Source organism: Shimia abyssi (assembly GCF_003014475.1).
Taxonomy (GTDB): domain Bacteria; phylum Pseudomonadota; class Alphaproteobacteria; order Rhodobacterales; family Rhodobacteraceae; genus Shimia; species Shimia abyssi.
Map to the genome: position 1 here is coordinate 128633 of NZ_PYGJ01000005.1, position 15924 is coordinate 144556.

A 15924-nucleotide genomic window follows, 5' to 3' on the forward strand; every position below is an offset into this window, starting at 1 on the left:
GCAAACATCAGGCACCCCGCCGGCATGGTTTACGATACAATCATTCTGGGCGCTGGCGCTGCTGGCATGATGTGCGCTGCTCACACAGGCGGTCGCACATTAGTTCTGGATCATGCCAAAGCCCCGGGCGAGAAAATCCGCATCTCCGGTGGCGGGCGCTGCAATTTCACCAATATGTATGCTGGCCCGGATAACTTCCTCAGCCAGAACCCGCATTTCTGCAAATCAGCCCTGTCGCGCTACACGCAATGGGATTTCATCGACCTCGTGGCCCGCCACAATATCCCCTATCACGAGAAAACCCTTGGCCAGCTCTTTTGCGACACCTCCGCAAAAGACATCATCGCCATGCTGCGCACCGAAATGCAGGCTGCGGGCGCGGAGCTGAGCCTGAACACCGCAATCACCAACGTCACCCATGACGGCACCGCCTTTCACGTCACCACTCAAAGCCATGGCAAAACCCAGTCGCTGCAAACTCAAAACCTGGTACTGGCCACAGGCGGCAAATCCATCCCCAAAATGGGCGCGAGCGGCCTTGCCTATGACATTGCCCGCCAATTCGATCTACCCGTCACCGACACCCGCGCGGGCCTCGTGCCGTTCACTTTCTCCGACAACCCGTTCAAATCGCTCTCTGGCACAGCGCTACCCGTACGGGCAACCGCCAGCGGCACCAACTTTGACGAAGCCATGCTCTTCACCCATCGCGGCCTTTCCGGCCCTGCCATGCTACAGATCAGCTCTTATTGGCACGAAGCGCAGGACATATCCGTAAACCTCTTACCAGACACCGACGCATTTCAAGCCCTTCGAGACAAACGCAAAACCGATGGCCGCCGCAATCTCTCAACTGTACTGGCCCAGCTCTTGCCCACAAAACTCGCCGACTATCTGGCACAGGAATGGGCACTGAGCGGCAACCTCGCCGATCAATCAGACGCGTCCCTGCGCGCGCTCTCTGACAAATTGCAAAACTGGCCCTTGCGCCCCACTGGCACCGAAGGCTACCGGACTGCCGAAGTCACCCTTGGCGGCATCAACACAGACGCGCTCTCATCACGTAGCATGGAGGCCAAAACCCTTCCGGGCTTTTACGCAATTGGAGAAGCCGTTGATGTCACCGGCTGGCTTGGTGGTTACAATTTCCAATGGGCGTGGTCATCCGGCTGGGCCGCTGGCACAGCCATCGCGTCCAAACGCGCCTAGCTCAAAACGCGCAGAACCTGCGCGACAAAATCCTCACCGCGTTTTTCAAAACTGTCATACTGATCAAAGCTCGCCGCTGCCGGTGCCAATAGAACCGTTTCACCCGCCCGTGCCTCCTGAGCTGCTCGTGCCACGGCCTGCTGCATCGTGGTGCACACTTCGGCCTCAACTCCGTTCAGCTGCATGGCAAACCCAGCCGCCTCGCGCCCAATCACGTAGGCCTTGATCACTTCACCAGCCGCGCTGGCCAAATCGCCCACCCCGCCTTCTTTCTCCAACCCGCCACAAATCCAACGTATCTTCTTGAACGCCCCCAGCGCTTTGGCCGCAGCATCCACGTTTGTCGCCTTGGAATCATTCACGTAAGTAACGCCACCCGCCTCGCCCACGATCTGTGAGCGATGCGGCAAGCCACCAAAACTGGCAAAACCCGCCTCAATCACACGCGGCGCCAGCCCCAGTGTCCGCGCCACGGCATACGCCGCGCAGGCATTCTGATGGTTATGCGCTCCGGGCAGCCCCTTGATACCGCGCAAGTCAATCGAGCCTATCTGGCGCCCTTTGCGCCATTCACTCAAAAAACCCTTGCGCGCAAAAACATGCCATCCCGGCCCGGTCAGCTTGCGATCCACCGAAACCCGTATCACCCGATCATCCGCACGGTTCTGCGTCAACTGCCCCGCCAGGTAGCGCCCCTCTACCTCATCCACACCCACCACAGCGCGATCCGGCCCGCCTTCGGCAAACAAACGTCGCTTGGCCGCGAAATAACCACCCATACCAGCGTGACGATCCAGATGATCTGGCGAGAGATTTGTGAAAACCGCGATATCCGGCGTCATTGCGCGGGCCAGATCGGTCTGATAGCTCGAGAGCTCCAGCACCACCACATCCCCGTCCACTGCCGGATCAATATCCAGCACACCGCGCCCTATGTTTCCGGCCAGCTGCGCCGACCGCCCCGCCGCCTCCAATACGTGATGGATCAAGGCGGATGTGGTCGATTTGCCGTTTGATCCCGTCACCGCAACAACCTTGGGCATGACGTCAAAATTATCCCAAGCCTGTGTGGCAAATGACTGAAAGAATAACCCGATATCATTGTCGACAGGCACACCCGCGTCCATGGCTGCCGCCACAACGGGATTTGGCGCTGGATACAAATGTGGGATACCCGGACTGACGATCAATGCGGCAACGTCCTCAAACGCACTTTGGCGCAACAGATCCACACACTCAAACCCTTCAGCCTCCGCGGCCTCCCGTGCGGCTGGATTGTCATCCCAGCACAGCGCCTGCGCGCCACCATCACGCAACGCACGCGCCGCTGCCAATCCAGACCGACCCAGCCCCAACACAGCGACCGTCGCGCCCTTGTACCCTTGAACTGGAATCATCCCGTCATCCCCACAAAACCATCCAAATTGCTCGCTTCAGCTGTTCAGATGCGCAACACATGCACCTTCATCTTGCCCAAAATACTTCGGGGGAGGCGCCCAACGGGCGGCGGGGGCAGCGCCCCCAATACCCACCTTATCGTACCTTCAACGTCGCCAGCCCAATCATCGCCAGGATCAATGATATGATCCAGAACCGGATCACGATCTGTGGCTCAGCCCAACCCTTTTTTTCATAATGGTGATGGATAGGCGCCATCAGGAAAACACGTTTGCCGGTGCGCTTGAAATAAAGCACCTGAATGATCACGCTCAGCGCCTCAACCACAAACAGTCCACCCACAATGCCCAAAACCAACTCGTGCTTGGTCGCAACCGCAATTGCCCCCAGCGCGCCGCCAAGCGCCAGCGATCCGGTATCCCCCATGAACACAGCCGCAGGCGGCGCGTTATACCAAAGGAAACCAAGCCCGCCGCCAATCAAACCCGCGACAAAGATAAGGATCTCACCCGTACCCGGCACGTAATGCACATCCAGATATTCGGTAAAGTCGACGCGCCCAACCGCATAGGCAATAACCCCCAGCGTCCCCGCCGCAATCATCACTGGCATGATCGCCAGCCCATCGAGCCCATCAGTCAAGTTAACCGCATTGGCTGCACCAACAATGACAAACATCGCAAATGGCACATAAAACAATCCAAGGTTCAGCAACGTGTCCTTGAACACGGGCAAGGCCAGCTGCCATTGCAACGCATCCGGCTGAAGGCTGGTCGCCCATGCCGCAGCCACGCCAGCGATGACAAAACCCAGCAAAAGCCGCAGCTTACTAGACACACCCTTGGTGTTCTGTTTGGACACCTTGGCGTAGTCATCGGCAAACCCGATCAACCCATAAGCCAGCGTCACAAACAGCACCAGCCACACAAATCCATTGTCCAGCCGTGCCCAAAGCATGGTCGACGTGACCAATGCCCCAACAATTAGCAACCCGCCCATTGTCGGCGTTCCGGCTTTAACGAAATGCCCCTCTGGCCCGTCATCACGGATTGGCTGTCCCTTACCCTGTTTGCGGCGCAGCACATTGATCAACGGCGGGCCAAAGATGAAGCCGAACAGCAACGCTGTCATAAACGCCCCACCCGCGCGGAAAGTGATATAGCGGAACAGGTTAAAGAAATCCCCGCCATCCGACAGTTCTGTCAACCAAAAGAGCATTCAGGCGTCCTCGTTCTTATTTTGCGGGGCGGGATGACCCAGTTTGCGCACAGCGTCAACCACCTTGGCCAACCCCATAGACAAAGATCCCTTGGCCAGCAAACAATCGCCTGCATCCACCAGATGCCGCATCTGTGCGGCCAACTCATCGCTCGTCTCGGTCCAAAGGCCGCGCTTTGTCTCTGGCAGCGCGTCATGCAGATGCCGCATCAGCGGCCCCACACAATGCACCACGTCAATCGCGGCCATTGCCGGGTGCGCGGCCAGCCCCGAATGCATCTCCACCTCTTGCGGCCCCAACTCTTTCATATCTCCGACCAATGCGATCCGCCGCCCTTTGCCAATCCGCCCAATCCCGTCTTTAACCGCCGCCGCCGCCAGCACATCCAGCGCCGCGCCCAGCGAGGTCGGGTTCGCGTTATACGCGTCATCAATCAGCTCTAGTGTCTGCTCCCGCTCTACGGGGTCCAGCCAGATCGTCTCTCGCACCCCACGGCCGGCATATGGCACCCAACGGCCCAATTCGCTCGCCGCAATCGCCAGATCCGCGCCCAATGCCTCAATTGCGGCCAATGCCCCTAGCGCGTTCATGGCAAAATGCGCGCCCGCACTGGCAATCTTGAACACCAATGGGGCCCCATGCACTTCTGCCTGTGCGACTGTGGTGTCCCCGGAAAGTGTCACGGCCTCCAACCGCCAGTCTGTCGCGGTTTCACCAAACGTCACCTGCAAAGCGCCTACGTCTTGCGCATGCGCACGCAGCACAGCCGCCGTCTCGATATCGGCGTTCAGAACGGCCACACCTCTGGGCTCCAGCCCGTCAAATATCGCCGCCTTCTCGCGCGCGATCCCGGCGACATTGTCAAACGCCTCAAGATGCACCGCCGCCACGGTTGTTACCATCGCCACGTGCGGACGGGTCATGCGCGCCAGTGGCTCTATCTCTCCGGGATGGTTCATGCCAATCTCGATCACCGCATATTCGGTGTCGCGCGGCATCCGCGCCAACGTCAGCGGAACCCCCCAGTGGTTGTTGTAACTCGCAACGCTGGCATGAGTCCGCCCCTGCCGGATCAGCATCGCACGCAGCATTTCTTTGGTTGAAGTTTTCCCAACAGACCCGGTCACAGCCACAACGCGCGCCTCTGTGCGTGCGCGTCCCGCGCGGCCCATCGCCTCCAATGCCCCCATCACGTCGTCAACCACCAAAAGCGGCGCATCCTCGGGCACCCCTTCAGGCACATGGCTCACCAAAGCTGCCGCCGCGCCGTTCTCCAGTGCCTGTGCGACAAATTCGTGCCCATCCCGCGCCGCCGTCAGCGCAACAAACAGATCGCCCTGTTCAATGGTGCGCGTGTCAATCGATATCCCACTACAAACCCACTCCCGTGTGACGCGACCACTGGTCGCGACCATAGCGTCGCTCGACGTCCAAAGACTCATGCCAGCCCCCCATCCAGCGCTGCCACAGCAACACTTGCCTGTTCACAATCGTCAAAGGGCAATACATCGTCCCCTATGATCTGCCCACTCTCATGGCCCTTGCCCGCAATCAGCAACGCATCCCCCGGCCCAAGCGCATCCACCGCGCGCAAAATCGCCTCGGCGCGGTCGCCCACCTCGGTCGCATCCGGCGCACCCGCCATCACCATAGCCCTGATGCTGGCCGGATCTTCGCTTCGGGGATTGTCGTCGGTCACAAAAACCACATCGGCATTTTCCGCCGCTGCCTGCCCCATCAACGGCCGCTTGCCGGCATCCCTATCTCCGCCCGCGCCGACAATCGCCACCAACTGCCCCATCACATGCGGCCGCATCGCCCGCAGCGCGGTTTGCACCGCATCTGGTGTATGGGCATAATCCACAAACACCGCCGCGCCGTTCAATCGCGTCGCCGCCAACTGCATACGCCCCCGCACCGTGGTCAACTCGTGCAGCACTTCAAAAACCCGTTCGGGCTCAGCCCCACATCCTATCGCCAACCCGCTGGCCAGCAACACATTTTCAGCCTGAAACCCACCGATCAGCTCGAGCCGCGCCTGATAGCTGCGCCCACGAAACGAAAATCGGATATCCTGCCCGGTATTGTCTAATCGCTGCCCCAGCAGTGCCAGATCCGCGCCATCGCGCCCCACCGTGATCACCTCTTGGCCTCGCGCCTTGGCAATCGCCGCCATATCTACGCCACGCGGATCATCAATATTAATCACCGCCACGCCGTCCTCACTCAGGACCCGCGCAAACAGCCCCGCCTTTGCGTCAAAATAGTCTTCAAAGCTATCGTGATAATCCAGGTGATCTTGCGTGAAATTCGTGAACCCAGCCGCTCGCAACTGCACGCCATCCAGCCGCCGCTGCGCCAAACCGTGACTGGAGGCTTCCATCGCTGCAAATTCGACACCGGCTGCGCTGCACGCCGCCAATGTGCGGTGCAGCGTGATCGGCTCGGGCGTGGTGTGCTTCAACGGAGCTTCGAAATCACCTTCAACCCCAGTTGTGCCCAGATTGACCGCTTCCAGCCCCAGCGCCTGCCAGATTTGGCGCAGAAACGTCGCCACCGACGTCTTGCCGTTGGTGCCTGTCACTGCCGCCATAATCCCCGGCTGCCCGCCAAACCAAAGCGCCGCAGTGTAAGCAAGTGTCTGGCGCGGATCTTCGGCGATTACCACCGCAACCCCGGCTTCCTCCAGTTCCGTTTCGGCAATCCGCGCACCTTCGGCGTCGGTTAAAACCGCCTCTACCCCCATGCGCAGTGCGTATTTAATGAACTCGCCACCATGTACCCGCGTCCCCGGCAATGCGGCAAACAGATATCCGTCGCGCGCCTCGCGACTGTCCACAGCCAGCCCGGTTATGTCCGGATTCAGTCCTCTTGCAGCCGTCAGTCCTAGGTCTGAAAGCTGTCTCACCGGTCCCGCCATCTGCTCTGCCCTTTTTCGGCTTAGTTTGATGTCAGCGTTATATCAGGCAGCGCCCCGGGTTCAACGTCAGGCCGCAGTCCCAACAATGGCGCAACCCGGGCAATCATCTCTGCCGCCACCGGCACCGCTGTCCAACCAGCCGTGCGGCGTGGTTCCGGCCCGGATGTCTCAACCGGTTCGTCCAATGCGACGATCAGAACATATTTCGGATCATGCGCCGGGAACATCGAGGCAAAAGTGGCGATCACCTTATCCTCATAATATCCGCCGCCGTTTTCCTTTGGTTTGTCCGCCGTACCGGTCTTGCCGCCAACCGCATAGCCCGGCACGTCGCCAAAGCTCGCCGTGCCCTCGGTCACGACCAACCGCAACATGCGCCGCGCTTGTGCCGCACTCGCCTCAGACATCACACGTGGCCCATCCTGTGGCGTATCCCGCTTTAGCAATGTCGGCAAAACCCGCTTACCCCCATTGGCAATTGCCGCATATCCAGCTGCCAAATGCAGCGGGCTTGCCGAAATGCCATGTCCATAAGAGATTGTCATCGTTGACAATTCCGACCAGTTCTTGGGCAACATCGGCTGAGCCCCGCGTGCCTCGACCACCTCAACAGGCGTCGGTTCAAAGAATCCCAGATCGCGCAAAAAACCCTGCTGCCGCTTGGCACCAATCACTTGCGCCATGCGTGCCGTACCGATGTTTGACGATTTCACGATAATCTTGGTCAACGTCAGCTGCGAGCCATAGTTGCGGAAATCACGGATCTTGAATTTGCCCCAACGAAGCGGCCCCGCCGTCTTGATCAACGTCTCAGGATTTGCCAGCCCCAACTCCATCGCCTGCGCAGCTGTGAAAATCTTGAAGGTCGAGCCAAGCTCGTACAACCCCTGAATGGCGCGATTAAACAGCGGGCTGTCAGCTGCGTGGCCTTGGGTTGGCGGACGCGGACGGTCATTCGGATCAAAATCTGGCAGGCTGACAATCGAGATAATCTCGCCTGTGTGCACATCCATCAAAACCGACGACGCGCCTTTGGCATTGAGCAGCTTCATACCACCGTAAAGCACCCGCTCCGCCGCCGCCTGCACCGTCAAATCCAGCGAAAGCGTCAACGCCTTGCCACCGTTTGACGGATCACGCAGCGCATCATCAAACTGCTTTTCCACTCCCGCAACACCGATCACCTCGGCGGCGTGCACGTCTTCTTTGCCAAAGCTTGCACCACCCAATACGTGTGCCGCCAGTTTGCCATTGGGATAAAGCCGCATCTCGCGGTCGCCAAACTGCAAGCCGGGATCGCCAATGTCATGCACCGCCTGCTTCTGCTCAGGACTTAGTTTCTTGCGAATCCAGACGAATTTTCGCTTGCCGGTAAAATCCTTGATCAAACGTTCTTCATCAAGATCGGGAAAGATTTCAACCAGTTCCTTGACCACACGTTCCTTGTCGATCATGTGCGGCGGCTGCGCATAAAGCGAGCTGGTCTCAAGGTTGGTGGCCAGCAAACGCCCCTGACGATCCACGATATCGGCCCGCTGTGCGACAATCCTATTCGCGGAATAGTTCGTGCGCGGCTCAACCGCTTCGGAATAGGTCACAATGCCCATGCGCGCGCCCACTGTGATGAACCCGCCAAGAAACAGGATCGCCATTATAAACAAGCGCCCTTCGGCCCGCGAACGGGCCTTATCGCGCATCTCTTCGTGGCGTTGGCGGATATTCTCGCGCTCGATCACATCCGGGTTTTCACCTGCATCGCGCGCCTTCAAAATCGACGCCAGCGGTCGCAGCGGTTTCCGGATCATGGCCGCGCCTCCTCTGCGGCGACATCCACTGCGCCGCTCAGGTCAAACTGCAAGTCACTTGGCGGATAGGCCACCTGATCAATTTTTCCAAACTGTTCCGGACGCAGCGGCAACAGCTGCAAGTCGTCATAGTTTATCTCGGCTAGATCGCGCAGACGCTCAGGGCGATTCAGATAGGCCCATTCGGCCTTCAACACCGCCAGCCGTGCGCGTGCCTCGCCAATCTGTCGCTGGATTGTATGGGTTTCGGCAATCGCGTTCTGCGTGCGGTAATTTTCCTGATAGGCCCACACAGCAAGGCCGATTACGGCCATTGCGGCGATCATATACAAGATTGTACGCATTACCGTCTTCCCCCCCGCGCTGAAGCCTCCAGCGTCGGCATACCCAATTCTTTACCCGAAATATCACCAGACGGCGCATCCGTGCGCCGCGCAATCCGCAACTTGGCCGAGCGCGAGCGCGGATTCACCGACAGCTCCGCGTCATCCGGCCCCACAGCCTTGCGTGTCAACAATTCAAAGGCCGGAACGTCTTTCTCTACCTCGGGCGCATAGCGGTTCACATTGCCCTTGCGCCCCGCGCGCGCCTGCATGAAACGCTTGACCATCCGGTCTTCAATCGAATGAAACGTCACCACGGCCAACAATCCACCGGGTTTCAGCGCCCGCTCTGCTGCCATCAATCCGCGAAATAACTCACCATATTCGTCGTTCACCGCGATCCGCAGACCTTGAAAGCTACGCGTCGCCGGATGGCTTTGCCCCGGCTTGGACCTTGGCAAACATCCTTCAACGATTTCCGTCAATTGCAACGTGGTCTTGATTGGCTCAACACCGCGCGCCCGCACAATCGCCTTGGCAATCCGGCGGCTTGCCCGCTCTTCGCCATAGTGAAACAGGATATTAGCAATCTCCGCCTCTTCGGCGTCATTCACGATATCCGCTGCCGACATTCCGTCCTGGCTCATACGCATGTCCAGCGGACCGTCCTTCATAAACGAAAACCCGCGTTCCGCTAGATCAAGCTGCATCGAGCTGACCCCAAGGTCCAGAACAACGCCGTCCAAATCCTGCGCGTATTCATCCATCTTGGAAAACACACCCGCAACCAGTTCCAGCCGGTCACCATAATCGCCAACCCACGGGGCGGCCATCTCAAACGCCAGCGGATCACGATCCACGCCATACACCTTGTCGGCACCCGCATCCAACAGGCTGCGGGTATAACCACCCGCACCAAACGTGCCGTCCAACCACCGGCCGTTAATCGGCGCACAGCGCGTCAAAATGGGGTCGATAAGTACGGGAATATGCGGTGCGTCAGACCCCATCTCAGCCAAGATCACCATCCAGATAGATCGACGGGTCTAGGTCGGGATCGAACCCGTCCTCGTCCAGCGCATCAATCGAGGCGTCATATGCTTCAGGGTTCCAGATTTCGAACGTGTCCCCCGAGGAGACAAACCGCGCCAGCCCATCCAGCCCGATCTTTTCGCGCAGCTTGGCGGGCAAGACAATCCGGCCTGTGTCATCCACGACGATCTCGCTCGATTGCGCCGAATAGAGACGCTCCATCGCCTTTCGCTTGGCGGATCCGCGCGGGAATTTACTGATTTTCTCGTCGACTTCATCCATGGCTTCGATTGTGAAACCTTCGATGTAGTCGCGGGTTGCGCCACCATAAACAAGGATCAGGCGCGGGGGCAGACCATCGGTCCAGTCCGGGTCGCAACTCTCGATGACACGGCGAAACGAGGCCGGGATAGACACCCTGCCCTTGCTGTCGACCTTATGGTCGCTTTCGCCTCTGAACCTGCGTGCCACGGCGTGCCGGTTCCTTTCTCAAAAATCGCCCCGTTTTGCCAGAGGGTAGGAAGGAAAACGGCGAATTGATCTGCTGCCACTGATCAATTCGCCGCCCTCGTCCCGCTCTAGCGGGTGTCCAGCTGCGCGCGCCACCTGGGGGGATGTCTGCTCGCCCGCGCGCCGGATCTCTCTAATTCGATGAAAGCGGGTGCCTGTATGAAACCTGACTTTGGAGTTCTGTGGGGTCTTAATCGCCCCTTATGTTCCCGTCCTCATCTTGCATATAGGGATGACATGGGAATTCATGGGGATCAAGAAAAATCTTGCCTTCGACCTGCCTTAGTTAACTCCGAAAGCCGCCTTACATGGTTTTAAAGGCGCTCGATTCTCTGGAAATCACGCATATATGGTGCACAGATCGCAAAGGTTTGCGATATATAGTGCCTAGGCGCAGATACTCACTATGCACCCAGCTAGTCCCATAAATTCCCAGATTTTCTGGAAAATTGCGGAAGCAAAGACGATCGACCTTCCAATTATCGCAGTTTTCGCCGCTAAAACTATCATTCCAAAGTGATTCGCAGTGCCAAGATTGACAAAATTCCCCGTTCTCACCCATTTCAGACCGACCACACCTCGCCCGGCCCATAAATTCCCGTATCACTCACCTGGGACAATACCGCCATCCGCCTTACGGCGTCCCATACTCTCCCATGTCCAGAATTCAGACCCCTAGATACCGGTCCGTCACATCCGCGCTCAGCGCGTCAAAGCCGCCATCCCAGACTGCCACTCCTTTCTCAAGGATCACCGCCCGGTCCGCCACCTGCCGCAACTCGGCCACCGACTTATCCACCACAAGGATCGCCAGCCCGGTCTCGGCTTTCAATCGTGCAATTGCCGCCCAGATTTCCTGACGCACCACCGGGGCCAGCCCTTCGGTCGCCTCATCCAGAATAAGCAGTGTTGGGTTGGTCATCAGCGCCCGCCCAATCGCCAGCATCTGCTGTTCGCCCCCCGACAAAGATGCGGCAACCTGATCCCGCCGCTCCTCCAGCCGTGGGAACAGTTGCGCGACAGCTGCAAAACCCCACGCTCCGGCCCGCGCGGCGGCGATCAGGTTTTCATGCACGCTCAGGTTTGTGAAGCACCGCCGCCCCTCGGGCACCAGCCCAATCCCAGCCCGCGCCGCCCGAAAAGACGGCACTCGCGCCAGATCCTGCCCGTCAAACCGCACCACCCCGTCGCGGTGCCGCAGCAACCGACAGATCACCTTCACCGTTGTTGATTTACCCATCCCGTTGCGCCCCATCAGCGCCACGACCTCCCCCGCCTCGACCGTCAAACTGACATCAAACAACGCCTGGCTTGGTCCGTAAAACGCCGACACGTTTTCCACTTGCAGCAGGCTCATGGTGCGATCTCCTCGCCCAGATAAGCCTCGCGGACCAGCGAATTTGTTCTGATCTGGTCCACCGTTCCGGTCGCAATCACCTCGCCGTAAACCAGAACGCTGATCCTGTCGGCCAGCGCAAACACCGCGTCCATATCATGTTCCACCAACAGTATCGGCGCCTGTGCGCGCAGCTCATCCAAAAACTTGGTCAACACCTGCGTTCCATCTGCGCCCAGCCCCGCCATAGGCTCGTCCATCAGGAATGCGCGTGGCCTCAGGGTCAGCGCCACTGCCACCTCCAACTGGCGTCTTTGCCCATGAGAAAGCTCAGCCGTGCGCACCTGAGCCACATCACTTAGCCCCACCTGCGCCAACGCCGCCCGCGCGGCGTCCAGCAACGCCGCATCCTTCATCACGGGCCGGAAAAACCGAAACACACCGCCGCGCTGCCCCAGAGCACCCAGAACCGCGTTTTGCAGCACCGTATATTCCATCGCCAGCGCCGAAATCTGAAACGTCCGTCCCATGCCCAGCCGCGCCCGCGCCGCCGTGCTCAACCCGGTCACATCCTGTCCACCAAATACAACGCGTCCCCGATCCGGCACCAATCCACCAGTGATCTGCGCAATCAAGGTAGACTTGCCCGCCCCGTTGGGTCCAATCAACGCGTGAATCTCACCCATTCGCAAATCAAGGCTCACATCCTTGCTCGCCTGCACCGCACCAAAACTCTTTGAAATACCCTCAACTTTCAGGATCGGCTCAGTCATGGGCAACCTCCCGGCCCGCGATCAGCCCAAAAAGCCCCCCACGCGCAAACAGAACCACGCCCAACAGAATTGCCCCCAAATACACATGCCAATAGGCGCTCAGCCCACCCAAAACATGCTCTAGCAAGATAAACAGCACCGCCCCGGCCACGGGCCCAAACACGCGCCCCACCCCGCCAAGGATGACAAACACCATGATCTCGCCCGACGTCTGCCAGCTGAACATGGTTGGACTGACAAACCGATTCAGGTCCGCAAACAGCGCACCTGCCAACCCGGTGATTGCCCCCGAAATCACATAAGCCACCAGATACAGCCGATAGGGCACCTGACCAACCGCCTGCACCCGCGCCTCGTTCTGCCGCGCCGCGCTCAGCGCCAGCCCAAAGGGCGATCTGGCCGCGCGATACACAAAGAACAGCACCACCACCAACCATGTATAACAGATGGCATAGAACTGGATCGGGTCCATCGTGTTCAGCCCGCCAAGCCCGTTGCGTACATAGATCGACAGCCCATCTTCCCCACCATAGGCAGGCCACGAGATGGCAAAGAAATAAAACATCTGTGCAAAGGCCAGCGTAATCATGATGAAATAAACTCCGCTGGTGCGCAGCGACAACGCCCCCAAACCCAGCGCCGCAATCGCCGAAACGATCACCGCCACCAGCCAGATCAACGGCATCGACTTAGTGCCTTCAATCACCAACCAGCCGTCTATTATTGGTGTATAGCTCTGCGCGTGAAAGGCAAGAATACCCATCGCATAGCCGCCAATCCCAAAAAACACCGCATGTCCAAAGCTAACCAATCCGCCCAGCCCCAACGCAAAGTTGAGCCCAACGCCCGCAATCGCAAACACCACCGCACGTGTGGTCAGCGTGATCAGAAACGGCTCATCCACCGCATAGGCCCACAATGGAAACGCCAACAAGGCCGCCATTAATGCGGCGTTCAACGTGGTCTCGCGCCGCATCACGCTGTGCTCCCAAACAGGCCCGACGGCTTAAACAGCAATACGCCCGCCATCAGGATATAGATCGCCATCGATGCCAGCGATGCGCCAACCGATGTCGCTGCCGCCGGCTCCATGAACAGCTCGAAAAACTGCGGCAACAGTAACCGGCCCAGCGTGTCCGTCAGCCCAACCAGCAACGCGCCCACCAGCGCACCCTTGATCGAGCCGATCCCACCGATCACGATCACCACAAAGGCCAGGATCAGCACCGGTTCGCCCATGCCCACTTGTACCGATTGGATAGCCCCGATCATCGCGCCCGCAAATCCTGCCAACGCTGCGCCCAGCGCAAACACCAGCGTATATAGTGCCGAGATGTTTACACCCAAGGCGCCGATCATCTCGCGATCATTCTCGCCCGCGCGGATCTGAATCCCGATCCGCGTATAGGCGATCATCCAAAACAGCCCCGCCGCGACCGCCAGGCCCACCAAAATAATGAATAACCGATATAGCGAGTATTCGATCCCAAACGGCAACATCACCGTGCCCGCCAGCCACTCGGGCCGGTCTAGAAACAACGGAAACGAACCAAAAGCCCACCGTGTGCCCTCTGAAAAGATCAGGATCAGCGCAAAGGTCGCCAGCACCTGATCCAGATGATCCCGGTCATAGAGCCGCCGGATCACCAGCACCTCGACCAGCACCCCGGCAATTGCCGCCGCCACAAGGCTCGCCACAAGCGCCAGCAAAAACGATCCCGTCGCCCCCGCCACAGCCGCCGCAGCAAAGGCGCCGACCATATAGAGCGAGCCATGGGCGAGGTTGATCAACCCCATGACCCCAAAGATCAGCGTCAGACCCGCCCCCATCAGGAACAGCATCACACCAAACTGCAGCCCATTAAGCGCCTGCTCAATCAACAAAACAGCCGACACGCCGCTATCCCCCGCCGTCCGGCATCTGGTCCCTGCTGAAAATCGCCCCGTCCCCACTATTGCGTTTTGCAGCAGATCAACACGGTTCCTGTACCACTTTCAAGCAGGACCAAACGCCAAGCAGCGTTCACTTAGTATTCTTGTACCCAAACAACACCGTCGCAGGGCCAATGACTTCTGACCCAAAGCCGTCAATACGGCTCTATCCACGAGTACTATCCCAATTCAGTCAGCTGCATCAGACAGCTCCTTGGCGCATTGAATGTAATAGTGACGCGTCGGACAGTTGATCTGGATCTTCGCATATTCCAGCAACGTTTCGGATTTCAAAGCGGTGGCCTCTTCAGCATGTCGCCCAGTCGAGATCAGCCTATCGGCAAGTTGCAAAGACCACTGAAAATCCCCTTTTTCAGCCGCGTCCCGTGCTGCTTGCAACACCGCCTCTCCACCCCCAGCCAAGCCAATGAAACGTTCAGCTTCCTCTTTCGGAGCAAGCGGATTCAACGATGTTGGATTGCCGTCAAACCAACCCATTGTCCCAACAAAATAAGCGCGCACAGCATAAGCCACCCGGCCATAATACTCGCGCAAATGCGGCTTTTCAGCCAACTCAGAGGGCAGTTCTACACTCTTCGCCAGCTGATCCATTGTCAAACCGGCATCCATGCCCTTGCGGGTTTCACTCGTGATGTAACGAATAGCATCACGATAGTCGGTCAGCACGTCGTTAATCCGCTCTGCTCCCATGACCGCTTTGGTGTGCCCCGGTGCCAGAACATCCGGCGCAAACGCCATAAGCTGATCCATCGTATCAGCCCAGGTGTCAAAATCGCGGTATTCGGTGCCTCGGATCGCATACAGGTTTGGGAAAGAACGGTAAAAATTGTCCCCGCAGAACAGAACCTTCTTTTCAGGATACCAGACGACCAAATGATCCGGCGTCTCTCCGGGCGCGATCGCCAATTCCAACTCGATCCCACATCTCGTCAGGGTTTCACCTTCATCACCGATCTTGCGGGTTGGCGGCAAAATTCCGGCTCCCATGCCCTTCAATGGGCGATCGCCGGGACCCACACCGATACCAATAATCTCATCCGGATAGGACAGACCGATCCCGAATTGACGTTTGGTGCGCGCCTGCATGGCCTTGGCCGCCCTGGGATGCTTGGTCGCAACAATAAGCGGATCTTCAGAGCTTCTCGCACTTGCCAGTATCTCCGGTGTGCCGCCTTCCGCAAATACACTCGCGCCAGAGACATGATCACGGTGAGAATGGGTAAGAATTATCGTCTTCACCGGCAAGTCCGTGATCTTGCGAAATTCCGCAAGGATGTTCTGGGCCGCCGTTGTGGTCTCGGTCGTGTCTACAATAATAACGCCATCCAGTCCGACGATCATATAGACGTTAGAGGCCGCAAACCCAAAGGCCTGGTACACATTATCCGCGAGTTGAACCACCTCCTTCTGAAAGTACTCAGGGTGCTTTCGCAATTCCGCGTGCAT

The 15924-nt window shown here is 58.5% G+C and carries 14 protein-coding genes; 1 reads left to right on the forward strand and 13 read right to left on the reverse strand.

All coding sequences use genetic code 11. The annotated features are described in order from the left end of the window. Positions 1 to 24 precede the first annotated feature (24 nt). Complete coding sequence (locus tag CLV88_RS10635) at positions 25 to 1209, forward strand: BaiN/RdsA family NAD(P)/FAD-dependent oxidoreductase (protein ID WP_106608369.1); 1185 nt, start codon at positions 25 to 27, stop codon at positions 1207 to 1209. On the opposite strand, the gene murD is transcribed toward CLV88_RS10635, so the two are convergent. The 13 genes from murD to CLV88_RS10700 form a co-directional block, all read right to left on the reverse strand. Then, entirely contained in the window at positions 1206 to 2606 is a 1401-nt protein-coding gene (murD, locus tag CLV88_RS10640) for a UDP-N-acetylmuramoyl-L-alanine--D-glutamate ligase (RefSeq protein ID WP_106608370.1), read from the reverse strand. The two genes, CLV88_RS10635 and murD, sit on opposite strands and share 4 nt — an antisense overlap. A gap of 136 nt (positions 2607 to 2742) precedes the next feature. Next, a complete protein-coding gene (gene mraY, locus CLV88_RS10645) occupies positions 2743 to 3825 on the reverse strand; it encodes a phospho-N-acetylmuramoyl-pentapeptide-transferase (protein WP_106608371.1) in 1083 nt (360 codons plus the stop codon). Next, complete coding sequence (locus CLV88_RS10650; RefSeq protein WP_106608372.1) at positions 3826 to 5268, reverse strand: UDP-N-acetylmuramoyl-tripeptide--D-alanyl-D-alanine ligase; 1443 nt, start codon at positions 5266 to 5268, stop codon at positions 3826 to 3828. It lies immediately after the preceding gene. Continuing rightward, entirely contained in the window at positions 5265 to 6746 is a 1482-nt protein-coding gene (locus tag CLV88_RS10655; RefSeq protein ID WP_106608373.1) for a UDP-N-acetylmuramoyl-L-alanyl-D-glutamate--2,6-diaminopimelate ligase, read from the reverse strand. Before CLV88_RS10655 ends, CLV88_RS10650 begins: the two co-directional genes overlap by 4 nt. A gap of 20 nt (positions 6747 to 6766) precedes the next feature. Beyond that, positions 6767 to 8551 (reverse strand): peptidoglycan D,D-transpeptidase FtsI family protein, encoded by a 1785-nt coding sequence (locus CLV88_RS10660; protein ID WP_106608374.1) that lies wholly within the window; start codon positions 8549 to 8551, stop codon positions 6767 to 6769. Continuing rightward, positions 8548 to 8895, reverse strand: coding sequence for a cell division protein FtsL (ftsL, locus tag CLV88_RS10665; RefSeq protein WP_106608375.1), 348 nt, complete (start codon positions 8893 to 8895; stop codon positions 8548 to 8550). Before ftsL ends, CLV88_RS10660 begins: the two co-directional genes overlap by 4 nt. After that, a complete protein-coding gene (gene rsmH, locus CLV88_RS10670; RefSeq protein WP_106608376.1) occupies positions 8895 to 9902 on the reverse strand; it encodes a 16S rRNA (cytosine(1402)-N(4))-methyltransferase RsmH in 1008 nt (335 codons plus the stop codon). The genes ftsL and rsmH overlap by 1 nt, the downstream gene beginning before the upstream one ends. Beyond that, positions 9886 to 10377: a division/cell wall cluster transcriptional repressor MraZ gene (mraZ, locus tag CLV88_RS10675; protein ID WP_106608377.1), complete on the reverse strand. Its 492-nt coding sequence runs from the start codon at positions 10375 to 10377 to the stop codon at positions 9886 to 9888. The genes rsmH and mraZ overlap by 17 nt, the downstream gene beginning before the upstream one ends. Positions 10378 to 11083: 706 nt before the next feature. Further along, on the reverse strand, positions 11084 to 11773 hold the full coding sequence (locus CLV88_RS10680; RefSeq protein ID WP_106608378.1) for an ABC transporter ATP-binding protein: 690 nt from the start codon (positions 11771 to 11773) through the stop codon (positions 11084 to 11086). After that, entirely contained in the window at positions 11770 to 12525 is a 756-nt protein-coding gene (locus CLV88_RS10685; RefSeq protein ID WP_106608379.1) for an ABC transporter ATP-binding protein, read from the reverse strand. Before CLV88_RS10685 ends, CLV88_RS10680 begins: the two co-directional genes overlap by 4 nt. After that, entirely contained in the window at positions 12518 to 13501 is a 984-nt protein-coding gene (locus CLV88_RS10690) for a branched-chain amino acid ABC transporter permease (RefSeq protein ID WP_106608380.1), read from the reverse strand. The genes CLV88_RS10685 and CLV88_RS10690 overlap by 8 nt, the downstream gene beginning before the upstream one ends. Further along, entirely contained in the window at positions 13501 to 14421 is a 921-nt protein-coding gene (locus CLV88_RS10695; protein WP_106608381.1) for a branched-chain amino acid ABC transporter permease, read from the reverse strand. The genes CLV88_RS10690 and CLV88_RS10695 overlap by 1 nt, the downstream gene beginning before the upstream one ends. A 225-nt stretch (positions 14422 to 14646) precedes the next feature. Continuing rightward, positions 14647 to 15924: an alkyl/aryl-sulfatase gene (locus CLV88_RS10700; RefSeq protein ID WP_106608382.1), complete on the reverse strand. Its 1278-nt coding sequence runs from the start codon at positions 15922 to 15924 to the stop codon at positions 14647 to 14649.

What these genes read in the sequence shown, in the direction of transcription:
- CLV88_RS10635 (WP_106608369.1), top strand. Translation starts at nt 25, where the DNA reads ATGGTTTACGATACAATCATTCTGGGCGCTGGCGCTGCTGGCATGATG.
- murD (WP_106608370.1), bottom strand. Translation starts at nt 2,606, where the DNA reads ATGATTCCAGTTCAAGGGTACAAGGGCGCGACGGTCGCTGTGTTGGGG.
- mraY (WP_106608371.1), bottom strand. Translation starts at nt 3,825, where the DNA reads ATGCTCTTTTGGTTGACAGAACTGTCGGATGGCGGGGATTTCTTTAAC.
- CLV88_RS10650 (WP_106608372.1), bottom strand. Translation starts at nt 5,268, where the DNA reads ATGAGTCTTTGGACGTCGAGCGACGCTATGGTCGCGACCAGTGGTCGC.
- CLV88_RS10655 (WP_106608373.1), bottom strand. Translation starts at nt 6,746, where the DNA reads ATGGCGGGACCGGTGAGACAGCTTTCAGACCTAGGACTGACGGCTGCA.
- CLV88_RS10660 (WP_106608374.1), bottom strand. Translation starts at nt 8,551, where the DNA reads ATGATCCGGAAACCGCTGCGACCGCTGGCGTCGATTTTGAAGGCGCGC.
- ftsL (WP_106608375.1), bottom strand. Translation starts at nt 8,895, where the DNA reads ATGCGTACAATCTTGTATATGATCGCCGCAATGGCCGTAATCGGCCTT.
- rsmH (WP_106608376.1), bottom strand. Translation starts at nt 9,902, where the DNA reads ATGGTGATCTTGGCTGAGATGGGGTCTGACGCACCGCATATTCCCGTA.
- CLV88_RS10680 (WP_106608378.1), bottom strand. Translation starts at nt 11,773, where the DNA reads ATGAGCCTGCTGCAAGTGGAAAACGTGTCGGCGTTTTACGGACCAAGC.
- CLV88_RS10685 (WP_106608379.1), bottom strand. Translation starts at nt 12,525, where the DNA reads ATGACTGAGCCGATCCTGAAAGTTGAGGGTATTTCAAAGAGTTTTGGT.
- CLV88_RS10690 (WP_106608380.1), bottom strand. Translation starts at nt 13,501, where the DNA reads ATGCGGCGCGAGACCACGTTGAACGCCGCATTAATGGCGGCCTTGTTG.
- CLV88_RS10700 (WP_106608382.1), bottom strand. Translation starts at nt 15,924, where the DNA reads ATGCACGCGGAATTGCGAAAGCACCCTGAGTACTTTCAGAAGGAGGTG.